Annotated in this window: 15 protein-coding genes; 8 read left to right on the top strand and 7 right to left on the bottom strand. The window is 72.5% G+C overall.

Annotated elements, in window-relative coordinates; genetic code table 11:
• Positions 1-35: 35 nt before the first annotated feature.
• Positions 36-1247: an ROK family transcriptional regulator gene (locus ABD355_RS23635; RefSeq protein ID WP_344402569.1), complete on the bottom strand. Its 1212-nt coding sequence runs from the start codon at positions 1245-1247 to the stop codon at positions 36-38.
• 221 nt (positions 1248-1468) lie between these two features.
• Positions 1469-2569, bottom strand: coding sequence for a mechanosensitive ion channel family protein (locus ABD355_RS23630; protein WP_344402568.1), 1101 nt, complete (start codon positions 2567-2569; stop codon positions 1469-1471).
• Between the two features lie 333 nt (positions 2570-2902).
• Here ABD355_RS23630 and ABD355_RS23625 point away from each other — a divergent pair, with 333 nt between their 5' ends.
• Complete coding sequence (locus ABD355_RS23625) at positions 2903-3439, top strand: HNH endonuclease (protein WP_046259555.1); 537 nt, start codon at positions 2903-2905, stop codon at positions 3437-3439.
• Between the two features lie 90 nt (positions 3440-3529).
• Here the strand turns inward: ABD355_RS23625 and ABD355_RS23620 are convergent, their stop codons facing one another.
• The 3 genes from ABD355_RS23620 to ABD355_RS23610 are packed head-to-tail and all read right to left on the bottom strand — an operon-like array spanning position 3530 to position 6104.
• Positions 3530-4882 (bottom strand): ABC transporter permease, encoded by a 1353-nt coding sequence (locus tag ABD355_RS23620; protein WP_344402567.1) that lies wholly within the window; start codon positions 4880-4882, stop codon positions 3530-3532.
• A complete protein-coding gene (locus ABD355_RS23615) occupies positions 4879-5574 on the bottom strand; it encodes an ABC transporter ATP-binding protein (RefSeq protein WP_344402565.1) in 696 nt (231 codons plus the stop codon). The genes ABD355_RS23620 and ABD355_RS23615 overlap by 4 nt, the downstream gene beginning before the upstream one ends.
• Positions 5571-6104, bottom strand: a complete 534-nt coding sequence (locus ABD355_RS23610; RefSeq protein WP_344402563.1) for a PadR family transcriptional regulator — start codon at positions 6102-6104, stop codon at positions 5571-5573. Before ABD355_RS23610 ends, ABD355_RS23615 begins: the two co-directional genes overlap by 4 nt.
• 175 nt (positions 6105-6279) lie before the next feature.
• On the opposite strand from ABD355_RS23610, the gene ABD355_RS23605 reads away from it, so the two are divergent.
• The 3 genes from ABD355_RS23605 (at position 6280) to ABD355_RS23595 (ending at position 8919) form a co-directional block, all read left to right on the top strand.
• Positions 6280-6510: a hypothetical protein gene (locus tag ABD355_RS23605; protein WP_425585781.1), complete on the top strand. Its 231-nt coding sequence runs from the start codon at positions 6280-6282 to the stop codon at positions 6508-6510.
• Positions 6510-8597: a 4-alpha-glucanotransferase gene (malQ, locus tag ABD355_RS23600; RefSeq protein WP_344402562.1), complete on the top strand. Its 2088-nt coding sequence runs from the start codon at positions 6510-6512 to the stop codon at positions 8595-8597. Before ABD355_RS23605 ends, malQ begins: the two co-directional genes overlap by 1 nt.
• A 70-nt stretch (positions 8598-8667) precedes the next feature.
• Entirely contained in the window at positions 8668-8919 is a 252-nt protein-coding gene (locus ABD355_RS23595; RefSeq protein WP_344402561.1) for a hypothetical protein, read from the top strand.
• A 69-nt stretch (positions 8920-8988) separates the two neighbouring features.
• On the opposite strand, the gene ABD355_RS23590 is transcribed toward ABD355_RS23595, so the two are convergent.
• Positions 8989-9588 carry a TetR/AcrR family transcriptional regulator gene (locus ABD355_RS23590; protein WP_344402560.1) on the bottom strand — a complete coding sequence of 200 codons (600 nt, stop codon included), beginning with the start codon at positions 9586-9588 and terminating at the stop codon, positions 8989-8991.
• Positions 9589-9703: 115 nt separating this feature from the next.
• Between ABD355_RS23590 and ABD355_RS23585 the strand changes: the two genes are divergently transcribed.
• Positions 9704-11140: an FAD-dependent monooxygenase gene (locus tag ABD355_RS23585; protein WP_344402558.1), complete on the top strand. Its 1437-nt coding sequence runs from the start codon at positions 9704-9706 to the stop codon at positions 11138-11140.
• On the opposite strand, the gene ABD355_RS23580 is transcribed toward ABD355_RS23585, so the two are convergent.
• The gene (locus tag ABD355_RS23580) at positions 11137-11646 is read right to left on the bottom strand and encodes a MarR family winged helix-turn-helix transcriptional regulator (RefSeq protein ID WP_344402556.1); all 510 of its coding nucleotides are present in this window, start codon (positions 11644-11646) and stop codon (positions 11137-11139) included. The genes ABD355_RS23585 and ABD355_RS23580 overlap by 4 nt on opposite strands.
• A 151-nt stretch (positions 11647-11797) precedes the next feature.
• Between ABD355_RS23580 and ABD355_RS23575 the strand changes: the two genes are divergently transcribed.
• From ABD355_RS23575 to ABD355_RS23565, 3 genes are read left to right on the top strand one after another with little or no spacing between them, the layout of a single operon-like run.
• Positions 11798-13132: an MFS transporter gene (locus ABD355_RS23575; protein ID WP_344402555.1), complete on the top strand. Its 1335-nt coding sequence runs from the start codon at positions 11798-11800 to the stop codon at positions 13130-13132.
• Positions 13129-14061, top strand: a complete 933-nt coding sequence (locus tag ABD355_RS23570) for an EamA family transporter (protein WP_344402554.1) — start codon at positions 13129-13131, stop codon at positions 14059-14061. The genes ABD355_RS23575 and ABD355_RS23570 overlap by 4 nt, the downstream gene beginning before the upstream one ends.
• 35 nt (positions 14062-14096) lie before the next feature.
• Positions 14097-14990, top strand: coding sequence for a DMT family transporter (locus ABD355_RS23565; protein WP_344402553.1), 894 nt, complete (start codon positions 14097-14099; stop codon positions 14988-14990).
• The last annotated feature ends 8 nt before the right edge of the window (positions 14991-14998 follow it).

The following is a 14998-nucleotide window of genomic DNA, read 5'->3' as shown; positions in this document are numbered from 1 at the left end:
GTGAGTACAGGGCCCGTGCGCGGTGCGTACGGGTGTCAGCGGGAGGTGTCGAAGACCTCGTCGCGGGTGGTCGCGAGGGCGCTCTCCAACGCGCCGCGCAGCACGGGGTGTTCACGGACGTCGCCGACCACGAGCCGGGGCCGGGAGGCCGCCAGCTCCTCCAGCTCGGCCTGGACGAGGGCGCGCAGCACCTCGCCGCCCGAGGTCAGCGAGGCGCCGCTGAGGACGACGAGTTCGGGGTCGAGGACGGAGACGAGGGAGGCGAGACCGGTGGCCAGCCGGGTCGCGTATGTCTGCAGCAGCTTGCGGTGCAGGACGGTGTCCTCGGCGGCGGCCCGCTCGACGAGGGCGGCGGCGACCTCGGCGTACGGCCCCGAGGGGATCTGCCCGATGCCGAGTTCACCGGCGAGGTGCGGGATGGCCTGGGAGCCGGCCAGCTCCTGGTAGCCGCCACTGTTGGCCTTGGTGACATGCCGGACCAGGGGTGCACCGGGAACAGGAAGGAAACCCACCTCTCCCGCGCCGCCGGTCCAGCCGCGGTGCAGTCGCCCGCCGAGGACGAGGGCGGCACCGAGGCCTCCCTCGTTCCACAGCAGCACGAAGTCCTCGTGCCCGCGGGCCGCGCCCAGTCGCTGTTCGGCGACGGCGGCGAGGTTGACGTCGTTCTCGTACTCGACCGGCATCGGCAGGGCCGCGGCGATCTCGTCGAGGAGGGCCGGGGTGTGCCAGCCGGGGAGGTGCGAGGCGTAGCGCAGGCGGCCGGTGTTGGGGTCGAAGGCGCCGGGGGTGCCGATGACGAGCCGGTGGACGTCGTCACGGGCGAGTCCCGCGGCCTTCACGGCACCGTCGAGGGCGTCGGTGACCTGCCGGACGACGGGCTGGGTGGGTCGCCTGCCCGGGGTCGGGAGTTCGAAGGATCCCACCGTGCGGCCGGTGATGTCGGCGACGGCGGCGAGGACGCGCTCGGGGGTGACATCGAGCCCGGCGGCGTACGCGGCGGCCGGATTGACCTCGTACAGCTGGGCGTTGGGGCCGGGGCGTCCCTCGGTGGTGCCGGTGGCGAGGACGAGCCCGGCCGCTTCGAGGCGGGCGAGCAGCTGGGAGGCGGTCGGCTTGGAGAGGCCGGTGAGCTTGCCGATCCGGGTGCGGGACAGGGGGCCGTGCTCCAGGAGGAGGTCCAGGGCGGCGCGGTCGTTCATGGCGCGCAGGACGCGCGGGGTGCCCGGCGTACCGGCTGTTCCTGCCATGTGTGTCGACACCTGCCTTTCGACTGCCCAGCTTCTCAGCGACCGGGGAGGTAAGTCCATCGGACGATCACCGGAGGACCGTCTCCCGATCACTGTTAGGAAAGTTTCCTATTGGCTGGAAAGGAACGTAAGCCCAGGGCGAAGGAGGCGTCAATAGAAAACGCCCCCGAGGCAACGGACTCGTTACCTCGGGGGGCGGTGGAAGGTGGTGGGGGTCGGCCCTACTTGGTCGCCGACCGCTGCTGGATGAGCGGTGACGCCGCCGCCGACTGCGGGGAGTCGGGGTTGGAGAGCACCGACGGGGCCGCGACCGCTGCCGTCGGGTCGGCGGCCTCCTCCTCGTCGGCCGGGGCCGTCGCACCGCCCACGATGCGGATGTTCGCCGCGTCGAAGGCGCGCTTGATGCGCCAGCGCAGCTCGCGTTCGACGGTGAGGGACTTGCCGGGCATCGTCCTGGCGGAGACCCGGACCACCATCGAGTCCAGCAGCACGCTGTCCAGGCCGAGGACCTCGATCGGGCTCCACAGGAGCTCGTTCCAGGGCTCCTCGGCGCTCATCTTCTCGGCGACCTCGTCCAGGGTGGACTTCAGCCGGTCCAGGTCCTCGTTCGCCTTCACGGTCACGTCCACGCCGGCCGTCGCCCAGCCCTGGGAGAGGTTGCCGATGCGCTTGACCTCGCCGTTGCGGACGTACCAGATCTCGCCCTCGGAGCCACGCAGCTTCGTCACGCGCAGGCCGACCTCGATGACCTCGCCGGAGGCCACGCCCGCGTCGATCGTGTCGCCGACGCCGTACTGGTCCTCCAGGATCATGAAGACGCCGGAGAGGAAGTCGGTGACCAGGTTGCGGGCGCCGAAACCGATCGCCACACCCGCGACACCGGCGGAGGCGAGCAGCGGTGCCAGGTTGATCTGGAACGCGGCCAGGACCATCAGGGCCGCGGTGCCGAGGATCGCGAAGGACGCCACCGAGCGCAGCACCGAGCCGATCGCCTGGGAGCGCTGGCGGCGGCGCTCGTTGTTGACCAGCAGGCCGCCCAGCGAGGTGCCGTCGACGGCCTCGGCGGTGCGGGTCATCCGGTCTATCAGCTTGGTGATCGCCCGCTGCACGACCGCTCTGAGCACCCCGGCGATCACCAGGATCAGCAGGACCCTGAGGCCGATCGCGAGCCACGTGGACCAGTTCTGCTCGACCCAGCTGGCGGCGTTGGTCGCGCTCTGCTGGGCGTCCTGGATCGTGCGGACCGCAGATCCCGTCGTCGACTCCGAGGAGGTCGGCGACGGCGACGAACCGGCGGCCAGTAGGACGGCGGGCAAGGACACGGCAGGTACCTCCAGGTGCAACGGTCTGCCGTCCGGCACGGTCCTGATGGTCCGACTTGGTCAAGGTCACGAAAAGGTCACCGGGCGGCAGCTCCACCACACTATCGGGGCATCATGTGCGGATTCTTGCCGTCTTCCGAGGAGAGACCGTGCTCACCCTGAGCTGAGCAGGTGGGATAAACCGATGCCTCTCCGGGGGATGAATCAGATGTGGTCGAAAACACTCCCAGCCCGTTACCGGGACATGGTGGCGCTTCCACCAGGCAAGAGGGGAGACTGACTACAGATCGTCCCGGCGCGAGCCACGCGCCGCCGACGCCCAAGGAGGCATCCGTGCCGCATGTCCTGGTCCTCAACGCGTCGTACGAGCCACTCGGCGTCGTACCGCTCCGCCGCGCGCTCATCCTCGTCCTGGAGAACAAGGCCGTCTCCCTGGAGGAATCCGGCGCCTTCATGCACAGCGCAACCGTCACAGTCCCCGCACCCAGCGTGGTCCGGCTCAAGCGATTCGTGCGGGTTCCCTATCGGGGGCCCGTTCCTCTGACCCGTAGGGCGCTCTTCGCGCGTGACGGGGGCCGGTGCATGTACTGCGGTGGCGTCGCAACCAGCGTCGACCACGTCATCCCGCGCAGCCGCGGGGGCAAACACGTCTGGGACAACGTGGTGGCGTCCTGCCGCCGCTGCAACCACGTGAAGGCCGACCGACACCTGTTCGAGATCGGCTGGCGGCTGCGCCACAAACCCGCTCCACCCACCGGCCTGGCCTGGCGGATCATCGGCACCGGCCATAGGGACCCGCGCTGGCTGCCCTACTTGCAGCCGTACGGCGCGGAGGACGCCATGGCCCGGATCGACGGCATTTCCGCCTGACGATCCGGGCCTTCGCACACCCCTGGTGACGGGGCCTGCGGTCACAGGGGTCCGGCCCCGGGAGCCCCCCGTACTCCCGGGGTCGGACCGTCATGCGTAGCGCAGCTCCCCGGGGCGGACCGAGCGGCGCAGCAGCGGGAGTGACGTGGCTGCCGCCAGCAGACAGGCCGGGTAGACCGCGAGCGGGACCAGGAGCGCGGCGTACGGCACGGGCAGTGCCAGGTGCTCCGAGGCGATCGAGCCGTACCAGAAGCTGATCACTGTGCCACCGAGACCCGCCACCGCGATCGCGGGCGCCAGCGGCACCGCCGTCTCCAGCAGCAGCGCCCGGGCCAGTACGCCGTGCGGCACCCCGGCGGCGGCCTGTGCGGCCAGGCCCCGGCGCCGGGTGGCGACCGACTCGGCGGTGCCCACGCCGAGCGCGGTCAGCAGCAGGGCGAGGGCGACGAGGATCGCGGCGCCGGTCAGGTTCAGACCGTTCTCGTAGAACCCCTGCGCTGCGGCGGGGTGCTCGTGCGGGGAGTGCAGCTGCGCCAGCATGACCTGCCGTACGCCCGCGAAGCCCGAGGCCACCACCGTCACCAGGAGCACCGCGGCATGTGTGCGGGCCGCCGCCCACGGGTCGTCGCGCAGCCGTCCCGCCGCGATCAGCACCGCGGGGCTCTTGGCGCGGGCCGTGAGCCCCTCGCCCAGCTGCCGGGCCGAGGCCCCGGTCAGCCACACCGCCACCGCGCCGACCAGCAGGCACACCACGAACACGGTGAGCGGGGCGAGCGCGAACTCGAACGGGACCTCGTGGAACGGGGTCGTCCCGATGTACACCACCGCCAGCGCGAGCGCCGCGGTCGCCACCCGGAACATCCGCCCCGGACCCTCGGCCGGCCGCACCCGCCGTATCCGCCCGAGCGGCGAGGCCACCACGCCGCGCAGCACCAGTGCACTCACGGCCGCGCCCAGCACCGGCACCCCGACGGCCACCACGGCCATGCCCGCCCAGGCCAGGGGGGCGGGCCTGTGCCACAGCCGCAGCAGGGTCAGCACCGAGAACACCGTGGTCACGGCCGAACCCGCCAGACAGGCCAGCCCCGACTCCAGCGCCGCGATCCGCCGCACCTGGGCGGACGTGGCCCCCGCCAGCCGCAGCGCGGCCAGCCTGCGGTCCCGGTGCACGGCGCCGATCCGGGCGCACTGGCCGAGGAACCCGAGCACCGGGATGAACAGCATCAGCAGTGCGAAGATCACGCCGATACGGGTGCCGGGCTGGTCCAGCAGGCCGCCGCCCACCGACATGGTGAGTTGGCCGTCCAGCGCCAGCAGCGCGGCGATCACCAGCCCCAGCCCGGTCGCCAGGGCCGCACCGACGGCGGTGAGCAGCACGCGCCACCCTTCACGGCGGTCCGACCCCCGGGTCAGCAGCCACGCCAGCCGCAGTTCGGCCCTCATGCGGTCACCCCCACCGGCAGCACGGCCCCGTCGCTCAGCCGTACCTCGCGGTCCGCGTACGCCGCCACCTGGGCGTCGTGTGTGATCAGCAGGACCGCCGTGCCCGCCTCGCGAGCCGTGTGGACCAGGGACGTCATCACCTGCTCGGTCGCCAGGGAGTCCAGCGCACCGGTCGGCTCGTCGGCGAAGACGACCCTGGGGCCGGTGACCAGGGCCCGCGCCAGCGCCGTCCGCTGGGCCTGGCCGCCGCTCAGCTCGCCGGGCCGCAGCGCCTCCTGACCCCGTACGCCGAACCGCTCCAGCCATTCGCCCGCCGCCGCCTGGGCCTCCTTGCGGGCGGCGCCCGCGAGCATCAGCGGCAGCGCCACGTTGTCCAGGACCGTCAGCTCCGGAACCAGCTGACCGAACTGGAAGACCACCCCGAAGTCGGTCCGGCGCAGCTCGCTGAGCCGCTTCTGAGGCAGCTGGTCGAGCCGCTGCCCGTCGTACGTCACCGAGCCGGCGTCCGGGCGGACGATGCCGGCCAGGCAGTGCAGCAGCGTGGACTTCCCGCTGCCGCTGGTGCCGGTCACGGCGAGGATCTCGCCGGCCCGCAGCTCCACCGAGGCGCCGCGCAGCGCCTCGGTCCTGCCGTGCGCCTTGGTGAGGTCACGGGCCGCCAGAAGCGGCACCGTGCTGTCCCCGTTGCTCATGCTGCGTCGACCTCCGCGGTCAGGGTGGTGAGCCGCGCCGCCGTCGTGGTCATCCAGCGGAGGTCGGCGTCGAGATGGTTGAGGGCGTAGTCCGCCGAGAGCACGGTCGCGAGATCGGCGCCGGGCGCCGTCTTGACCGCCGTGAGCTCCCGCATCCGTTGCATGTGTGCGGCGCGCTGGGCCGCCAGATATGCGTCCGCGTCGCCGCCGGAGAGGATCGAGACGACGACCTTGGCGAAGATCTCGTTCGTCACGAAAGGGGCCGGCGGGGCGATCTCCCGGGCCCAGGCGGCCAGTTCGCGCACCCCCTCGTCGGTCGAGCGGTACGTCGTCCGCTCCGGGCCGCCGTCCGAATCGGTGCCCTCGACCTCCGCGAGGCCGTCCCGGACCAGGCGCTGCAAGGTCGTGTAGACCTGCCCGTAGGCCAGTGGACGGGCCTGCGGGAAGCGTTCGTCGTGCCGTCGCTTCAGGTCGTAGCCATGGCTCGGCCCCGAAGCGAGCAGCCCCAGCAGGATGTGACGGGTGCTCATGCGATCATTATGCACTCGATACATGTACTGAGTGAATAGTGATCCCTGTGCCGCCTCGGAGTTGACGCAGAATGTGAGGAGAGGCACGTAGTCCCTTTCGGTACGTCTGCCGCCGCGTCCGGTGGGTAGGGCTGCGTTAACCCGCAACCTCGCCGTACTCGACAAGGAGGCCTCCGTGGCCGCACCGGCTTACCCCCTCTCCAAACCCGTGGCGCAGCTGCCGTCCCTCGATCCCGAGCCGCTTTTCTGCGTCTTCAGTGCGGAGGGCGCCTGCGCCGAGACCCCGCTGACCAGCGAACCGCCACTGCCCGAGGCCGAGCCCCTCACCAGTGAGCCGCCACTCTCCGACGCCGCGCCCCTGACCAGCGAGGCGGCGGCCCCCGAGCCGGACGCTCCGAGGCCCTAGTGACGGCGCAGGGGTCGGCCGACCCGCCCTCCGAGGAGCTGTCCCGGCTCGCCGCCCTGCACGGCGTCGCCACTTCCTACAGCCCCTCCCCGGACCGCACGGTCGCGGCCTCCGCCACCGCCGTCACCCTCGCCCTCGCCGCCCTCGGCGTCGACGCGAGCACCGACGAACTGACCCGCGCCGCGCTCGCCGCCCGGGAGCGGGAGCTCGGTGAACGGCTGCTGCCGCCGACGGTGGTCCAGTGGAGCGGAGCCACCTCCTCCGCCCTCGAAGCCCTCCCGGCCGGCGCCCGGCTGCGCATCGAGACCGAGCAGGGCGAGACGCGGACCTCCGTCGAGCAACTCCCGCCGGGAGTCCACCGGTTGACGGCCACCGCGCCCGACGGCCGTAGCGCCGAGGCCCACCTCGTCGTCGCCCCGCCCCGGCTGCCCACCCCCACCGCACGCTCGTACGGCCTGCTCGTCCAGCTCTACTCCCTGCTCTCCCGGCGCTCCTGGGGCATGGGCGACCTCGGTGACCTCGCCGAGCTCACCGCCTGGGCCGGACGTGCGCTCGGTGCGGGATTCGTCCAGGTCAACCCCCTGCACGCGGCAGTGCCCGGCGCCCCCACCGACCCCTCCCCGTACCGCCCCTCATCCCGCCGCTTCCCCGACCCCGTACATCTGCGCGTCGAGAACATCCCGGAACACGCCCATGTCGAGGACCGGGAGCGGCTGCGGGCGCTGCTCGGGCGCGCCGCCGAACTGCGCGAAGCGGTGCTGGAGAAGGGCGCGCTGATCGACCGGGACGCCGTGTGGGAGCTCAAGCGGGAGGCGCTGGAGCTGATCCGCGAGGTGGAGCTCGGGCCCGGCCGGCGCGCCGCATACGTCGACTTCCTCGCCGAGCAGGGCGAGGCCCTGGAGGACCACGCCACCTGGTACGCCCTCGCCGAGGTGCACGGCTCCGACTGGAGCCGCTGGCCCGCCGCACTCCAGGACCCGCGCTCGGCGGAAACCGCCCGCGCCCGCCGGGAACTGATGGACCGCGTCGACTTCCACTCCCGCCTCGCCTGGCTCACCGACGCCCAGCTCACCGACGCCCAGCGCGCCGCGCGCGAGGCCGGGATGCCGGTGGGGATCGTGCACGACCTGGCGGTCGGGGTGCACCCCGGCGGGGCCGACGCCTGGGCGCAGCAGGAGCACTTCGCCGCCGGGATGTCGGTGGGCGCCCCGCCGGACGCCTTCAACGCGCGCGGCCAGGACTGGGGCCTGCCGCCCTGGCGACCGGACCGCCTCGCCGAGTCCGGCTACGCGCCCTACCGCCGCCTGCTGAAGGCCCTGTTCCGCTACGCCGGCGCCCTGCGCATCGACCACGTCATGGGACTGTTCCGGCTCTGGTGGGTGCCCCAGGGCCACCCGCCCACGCAGGGCACCTATGTCCGTTACGACGCCGAGGCCATGCTCGCGATCCTCGTGCTGGAGGCCTCGCGCGCCGGGGCGGTCGTCATCGGCGAGGACCTGGGCACGGTCGAGCCGGGGGTGCGGGAGACGCTGCGCGAGCGCGGGGTGCTCGGCACCTCGGTGCTCTGGTTCGAGCGGGACTGGGAGGGCGACGGACAGCCGCTGCCGCCCGAGGCCTGGCGCGCCGACTGCCTCGCCACCGCCACCACCCACGACCTGCCGCCCACGGCCGCCCGCCTCACCGGCGAACACGTGGAACTCCGTGACCGCCTAGGACTGTTGACCCGTCCGCTGGAGGAGGAGCGCGCGGAGGCGGCCAACGACACGGGGGAGTGGCTGGGCCTGCTCGCCCGCCTCGGCCTGCTGCACGGCACCGGCGGTGCGCACGGTGAGTCGGAGGAGGAGGCCGAGATCCAGGCGGTCCACCGCTTCCTGCTGCGCACCCCGTCCCGCATGATCGGCGTCTGGCTCCCCGACACGGTCGGCGACCGCCGCCCGCAGAACCTCCCTGGCACCTGGGACCAGTACCCGAACTGGCGACTGCCGATCGCGGACGCGGAGGGCCGCCCGGTGACGCTGGAGGACCTGGCCGGCTCGCCTCGGCTGCATGCGCTGATCGACGTACTGCGGACGGTACGGCCGGGGTGAGGAGAGGGCCGATCTCGTAGAGCACCCCCCGAACGAGCGACCCCAATCGTCGTTCGATACGTTTGACAGCGTGGACAAGAAGAACGCCCTGCGCGCCGGCGCCCTGGCCGCCGGTACGACGCTGATGATGCTGCTCATGTCGTCCCCCGCCTCCGCGCTGATCCGCGACGACGGCGACGACCCCGGCAAGGGCCTGAGCGTCGGCGAGACGCTGGGCCTGTACGTCCTGGCCCCCCTGGCCCTGTTCGCGGTCATCGCGGGCCTGGTGATGGCGCTGGACAAGTCCAAGGACCGCCGGCCGAAGGCCAAGGCGAAGGCCTGACCTCACGTTTCCCACCGGGGGCGTCGGTCTCACCGCGGGTACGGTGAGACCGACGCCCCCGCTGTGTTCTCACGGGCTCGGCGCCGTCAGATACCGCTGCACCGTCGGAGCCAGCCAGGCCGTGAGTTCCTCGCGGCTCAGCGCCACGGTCGGCGGGAACCGCAGGACGTAGCGGGTGAGCGCCAGCCCGAGCAGCTGCGCCGCGGCGAGCGCGGCCCGCGCGGGGGCCTGCTGGGGGTCGGGGCACACCGCGTAAGCCACCGGCATCATCTGGTCCCGGAAGATCTCCTGCATCCGCTCGGCCCCGGCCCCATTGGTCGCCCCGACCCGGAGCAGGGCCGTCAGCACCTCGTTCTCCTCCCACATGCCGAGGAAGTGCGCGACGAGCCTCCAGCCGACCTCCTCCCGGGGCAGCGCTGCCATGTCCGGCATTCTCAGATCGATGGAGACGGCCGCCGCGAACAGGCCCTCCTTGTTGCCGTAGTAGCGCATCACCATCGAGGGGTCGATGCCCGCGTCCCGCGCGATGGCACGGATGGTGGCCCGCTCGTAGCCGTCGGCCGCGAAGCGTTCGCGGGCCGCGACGAGGATGGCGTTACGGGTGGTCTCCGAGCGGCGGCGGGTGCCGCCGGAACCGGGAGCCGTACTGCTGCTGTCGCTGACTTTCACATCAACAAGCGTAGGCCAACATGCGTTGGCCAACAAGTGTTGACTGCCCTTGCCCGGCCGCCCTACGCTCATCAACAAGCGTTGGCAAACAAGCGTTGGCAACAGGGAGGTCATCATGAAGGCTCAGCGCTCCGTGATCGTCGTCGGCTCGGGTCCCGCCGGTCTCCTGCTCGCCGGTGACCTCGCCACCGCCGGTGTCCCCGTCACCCTCCTCGAAAAGCGCCCGCACAAGATCAGCAACCTCTCCCGCGCCTTCGTCCTGCACGCCCGCACCCTCGAGCAGCTCGACGCCCGCGGTCTCGCCGACGGTCTGGAGGCCACCGGCCGCCCCCTCGACAGCCTCCGCCTCTTCGGCCGCCTCACCATCGAACTCTCCACGCTCCCCTCCCGCTTCAACCACCTCCTCGTCATCCCGCAGTACGAGGTGGAGAAGGCCCTGCAGCGGCGCGCCGTCGAGGCGGGAGTGGACTTCCGCTACGAGACCGAGCTGACCGGGCTCGCCCAGGACGCGGACGGCGTGACGATCGAGGTCCGCGGGCCCGGCGGGGCCGCCGACAGCCTGCGGGCCGCGTACGTGGTCGGCACCGACGGCATGCGCAGTGCCGTGCGCGACGCGATCGGGCTGCCGTTTCCCGGCCGCTCCGCCATCCGTTCCGTCGTCCTCGCGGACGTACGCCTCGCCGAGGAGCCCGAGAACCTGCTGACCGTCAACGCGGTCGGCGACGCCTTCGCCTTCCTCGCGCCCTTCGGCGACGGCTACTACCGCGTGATCGCCTGGAACCGCGCCCGCAACGTCCCCGACGGCGAGCCCCTCGACCTCGACGAGGTCAAGGAGGTCACCCGGCTCGCCCTCGGCCGTGACTACGGCATGCACGACGCCCGCTGGATGTCCCGTTTCCACAGCGACGAACGCCAGGCGCCCGCCTACCGGGTGGGCCGGGTCTTCCTCGCCGGGGACGCGGCGCACGTCCACACCCCGGCCGGTGGTCAGGGCATGAACACCGGTCTGCAGGACGCGGCCAACCTGAGCTGGAAGCTGGCCGCCGTCGTCCAGGGCCACGCGGACGCGGCCCTCCTCGACACCTATCAGGCCGAGCGCCACCCCGTAGGCAAGGACGTGCTGCGCAGCAGCGGCGGCATCGTCCGCCTCGCGATGGCCAAGCGCCCCTGGGAACTGGCGCTGCGGGCCGCGCTCACCACCTTCCTCGACACCGTGGGCCCGGCCCGGCGCAGGGCGGTCGGCCAGATCACCGGCATCGGTTACCGCTACCCCGCCCCCCGCGGCGCCCACCGCCTCACCGGCACCCGCGTCCCGGACGTCGCCCTGAAGGGCGGCCGCCTCTACGAGGCCCTGCGCGGCGGCAGGTTCGTACTGATCACCCCCGAGGGCTACGAGGACCGGGGCGCCCGCAAGGACCGGCTGGCCGTGGAGCACTGGGCGGGCGACCGGCGTACGACCGTCCTCGTCCGCCCCGACGGGTACGTGGCCTGGGCGGCGGACTCGGCGGACACGGGGCGGATCGAGGAAGCGGTCGCCCGGTACGTGGGCTAGTGCCCGGCCTCCAGCGTCCCCGCCAGCAACTCCCGGAGCAGGTCGGCCAGTTGGCCGGCCTGTTCGTCGTTCATGGTGGACAGGGCCTCCGTCTGGACGGCCAGGCCCGCGCCGACCGCCTCGTCGATGACCGCCAATCCCTTCTCGGTGAGCGTCACCTGGAGGGCCCGGCGGTCGTGCGGGTCGGGGGAGCGGCGCAGCAGACCCGCGCGTTCCAGTTTGTCGAGGCGGCCGGTCATGCCGCCCGTGGTGAGCATCAGGGTCGCCGAGAGCTGACGCGGCGAGAGGGTGTACGGCTCTCCGCAGCGGCGCAGGGTCGCCAGTACGTCGAACTCGCCGCGTGAGATGCCGTGCGGGGCGTACGCCTTCTCCATGCGGTCGCCCATGGTCCGCGAGAGGCGGTAGATACGCCCGAAGACCTCCATCGCCCTGGTGTCGAGGTCCGGTCGCACCCCCGCCCACTGCTCGATGATCGCGTCGACGGCGTCCTTGCGCGGTGCACTCATGCCCCGAGTATCCGCGGACGCACAGTCGCTCGCAAGAAAGTAGCTTGACGGAAAGTTGCTTAGCGCTAAGCTAATCACTGCCAAGCTAACCGTCGTCAGGCTGCCTTCCGATCGCTCGTCGCCGAGCGCATCCGATTCCGAGAGGTCGACCGTGGAGAAACCGGACCGCATACCCGGCCAGATACCCGGCCCGTGGGCCCTGCCCGTCGCCGCCGCCGTCAACGGCGTCGGTACGGGCATGTACGTGCCCTTCACCCTGGTCTTCTTCCACTACGTCACCGGCCTCTCCTTCACCACCGTCGGGCTGGTGCTGACCGTGACCGGGCTGGTCGGCCTCGCCGCCCTGCCGCTCGCCGGTGCGGCCGTCGACCGGTTCGGCGCGCGGCGGGTGCAGCTCGCGCTGTACGGGGTGCGTGCCGCCGGCTTCGCCGGCTACCCCTTCGCCGACTCCCTCGCCGCCTTCGCCGCGGTCGCGCTGGTCACCGCCGCGGCCGACCGCGCCTTCCCCGCCGTACAGTCCTCGCTGCTCGGCGAGGTGGCGCGGGGTGCCGGGCGGGACCGGCTGCAGGCCGCCACGCGGGCGCTGCAGAACGGCGGCTACGGCGCCGGTGCCCTGCTGGCCACCCTGGTCATCGCCTTCGCCGGACCCACCGGCTACACCTATGCGGCCTGGGGCAACGCCCTGTCCTTCGCTTTCGCCGCGCTGCTGCTGAAACCGCTGCGGCCGCTCCCCGCCAACGACCGTACGGCGGCCCGGCAGGCCGGGGCCGGCTACCGGCTCGTGCTCGCCGACCGGCCCTTCCTGGTCGTCACGGGCGCCAACTTCCTGAACGCGCTGAACTATTCGGCCCTGTCCGTGCTCTTCCCGCTGTTCATCGTGGAGTGGCTGCACGGGCCCGCGACGCTCACGGGTGCCGCGTTCACGATCAACACCGTGCTGTGCGCGGTGGCCGGGGTGTTCGTCGGCGGGCGGGTGCGCAGGGCCGGTGCCCGGCGCACCCGGGCCGCGGCGCTGGGCGGGAGCCTGTTCGCGATGGCGTTCCTCGGGCAGATCGTCCTGGGCACCTTGCGACCGCACTCCGGCCCGGTGCTGGGCGGGGCCCTGGTCGCGGTGGTCGTCGTCTACACGCTCGGCGAGCTGATCCACAGCCCGGCCGCCGAGGTCCTCGCCGTGTCGGCGGCACCCGAGGCTCTGCGCGGCCGGTATCTGGCGGCTTACCAGATGTCCTGGTCGCTGGCGAAGGCGGTGGCGCCGTCGCTGTTCACGGCCCTGCTCGCGGTGGACGGCCGGGCGCCCTGGGCGGTCCTGATCCTCACCTCGGCGCTGGCGGCCGCCCTGCTGATCCGCACGGAACGCCGTCTTCCGGCCGCCGCGGTACGGCCCCTCGCGGAGACCGTCGTACGCAAGACCTCCCCTCTCGCTTCCCGTGACTCCGAGGAAGCCTCGCCCCTCACCTCCCGTCACCCCGAAGGAACCCGGTCATGAAACGGACCGCGACCGTCCTGCTCACCGCCCTCGCCCCCGTCTCCTGGGGCACCACCTACGCCGTCACCACCCAGTTCCTCCCGGGCGACCGTCCCCTGTTCACCGCTCTGGCGCGAGCCCTGCCCGCCGGTCTGCTGCTGCTGGCCGTCACCCGGGTGCTGCCGCGCGGTGCCTGGTGGTGGAAGGCGGCCGTGCTCGGTGCGCTGAACATCGGTGCCTTCTTCCCGCTGCTGTTCCTGTCCGCGTACCGGCTGCCCGGCGGCATGGCGGCCGTTGTCGGCTCGGTCGGGCCGCTGTTCGTGGTGGGGCTGTCGGCGCTGCTGCTGGGGCAGCGGCCGACGGGTCGGGCGCTTGTCGCCGGGGTCGTGGCGGCGTTCGGCGTCAGCCTCGTCGTGCTGAAGGCGGCCGGAGCGCTTGACGCGGTGGGTGTGCCGGCGGCCCTCGCCTCTTCCGCGTCGATGTCCACCGGCACGGTGCTGACCAAGAAGTGGGGGCGCCCGGAGGGTGTGGGCCCGCTCGCCCTCACCGGCTGGCAGTTGACGGCCGGCGGGCTGCTCATCGCCCCGCTCGCCCTCCTCGTCGAGGGCGCCCCGCCCGCCCTGGACGCCCGCGCGGTCGGCGGCTACCTCTACTTGGCCCTCGCCAACACGGCCGTCGCCTACTGGCTCTGGTTCCGCGGCATCGGCCGCCTCACCGCCACCCAGGTCACCTTCCTCGGCCCGCTCTCCCCGCTGACCGCGGCGGTGGTCGGCTGGGCGGCCCTCGGCCAGGCTCTCACCCCGGTCCAACTGGCAGGCATGGCACTGGCGTTCGGCGCGACGGTGGCGGGGCAGGCGACAAGGCCCGCCCACCCTCGAACGTTCAGTTCTGCTGAAATGAACGGTCGAAAAGATTCGATGGACCTGACAGGTGTGTCCCTGCGACGGTAGCTCCACCGAGATCACCCGTCGCCGAAAGGACCTCCGTGGCCGTCGCCCTCGACCGGACCGCCTCCACTCCCACCACCCGCTCGCTGCGAGGCCTCGCCCTCGCCGCCCTCGCCACCGTCGTCTGGTCCGGCAGCTTCGTCACCTCGCGGGCGCTGCACGACAGCGTGCCGCCGGTGCAGCAGGCGTTCTGGCGGTGGGTGGTCGCGTTGGTGGCGGTGGCGCCGTTCGGGGCTCGACAGGCTTGGCGGAAACGGGAGTTGATACGACGTCACCTCGGGTTCGTGCTGCTCGCCTCGCTCCTCGGTGTCACCGTCTACAACACCCTGGTCAACCAGGCCGGGCTGACCGTCCCGGCCGCCAACATGGGCATGATCATGGCTGCTTCACCGGTGCTGATGGCGGTGTTCGAGCGGGTGGGCGGCGTGCGGCCGGGGGCGCGCCGGGTCACGGGGCTGGCGACGGCCTGCGGGGGCGTCGCGCTGCTCATGGGCGGAGGAGGCGGACTCGCCGCGGGGGACCTCTGGATGATCGCCGCCGCCTGCTGCTTCGGCTCGTACAGTGCGCTGCTGCGGCGCAGGCCGGCCGGACTGGGCGGTACCGCCTTCCTGTTCACGACCTTCCTGTTCGGCACCGCCCTGCTGCTGCCCGCCCAGGCCGTGAGCGTGGCGGCGCAGGGTGCCTTCGCGCCGACGCCCGGGACCGTCATCCCGCTGCTCTACGTCGGAGTCGCCTCCTCCGCCGTCGCGTTCTTCGCCTGGAACAAGGCGATCGGCCTGATCGGTGCGGCCCGCGCGGGAGCGGTCTACTACCTGCAGCCCGTGTGCGTGGCCCTGCTGTCCTGGGCGGTGCTCGGGGAGCAGGTCGCCTGGACGCAGGCCCTGAGCATGGCGCTGATCCTCGGCGGGGTGGTGCTGGGCGCCGCCGTATAGGTTGCCGC

The organism is Streptomyces longisporus, assembly GCF_039532765.1.
GTDB lineage: Bacteria > Actinomycetota > Actinomycetes > Streptomycetales > Streptomycetaceae > Streptomyces > Streptomyces longisporus.
This window is presented reverse-complemented; position numbering and strand designations above follow the sequence as displayed.

Coding starts and splice junctions, on each gene's coding strand:
- ABD355_RS23635 (WP_344402569.1), bottom strand. CDS start 1,247: ATGGCAGGAACAGCCGGTACGCCGGGCACCCCGCGCGTCCTGCGCGCC.
- ABD355_RS23620 (WP_344402567.1), bottom strand. CDS start 4,882: ATGAGGGCCGAACTGCGGCTGGCGTGGCTGCTGACCCGGGGGTCGGAC.
- ABD355_RS23615 (WP_344402565.1), bottom strand. CDS start 5,574: ATGAGCAACGGGGACAGCACGGTGCCGCTTCTGGCGGCCCGTGACCTC.
- ABD355_RS23610 (WP_344402563.1), bottom strand. CDS start 6,104: ATGAGCACCCGTCACATCCTGCTGGGGCTGCTCGCTTCGGGGCCGAGC.
- ABD355_RS23585 (WP_344402558.1), top strand. CDS start 9,704: ATGAAGGCTCAGCGCTCCGTGATCGTCGTCGGCTCGGGTCCCGCCGGT.
- ABD355_RS23580 (WP_344402556.1), bottom strand. CDS start 11,646: ATGAGTGCACCGCGCAAGGACGCCGTCGACGCGATCATCGAGCAGTGG.
- ABD355_RS23570 (WP_344402554.1), top strand. CDS start 13,129: ATGAAACGGACCGCGACCGTCCTGCTCACCGCCCTCGCCCCCGTCTCC.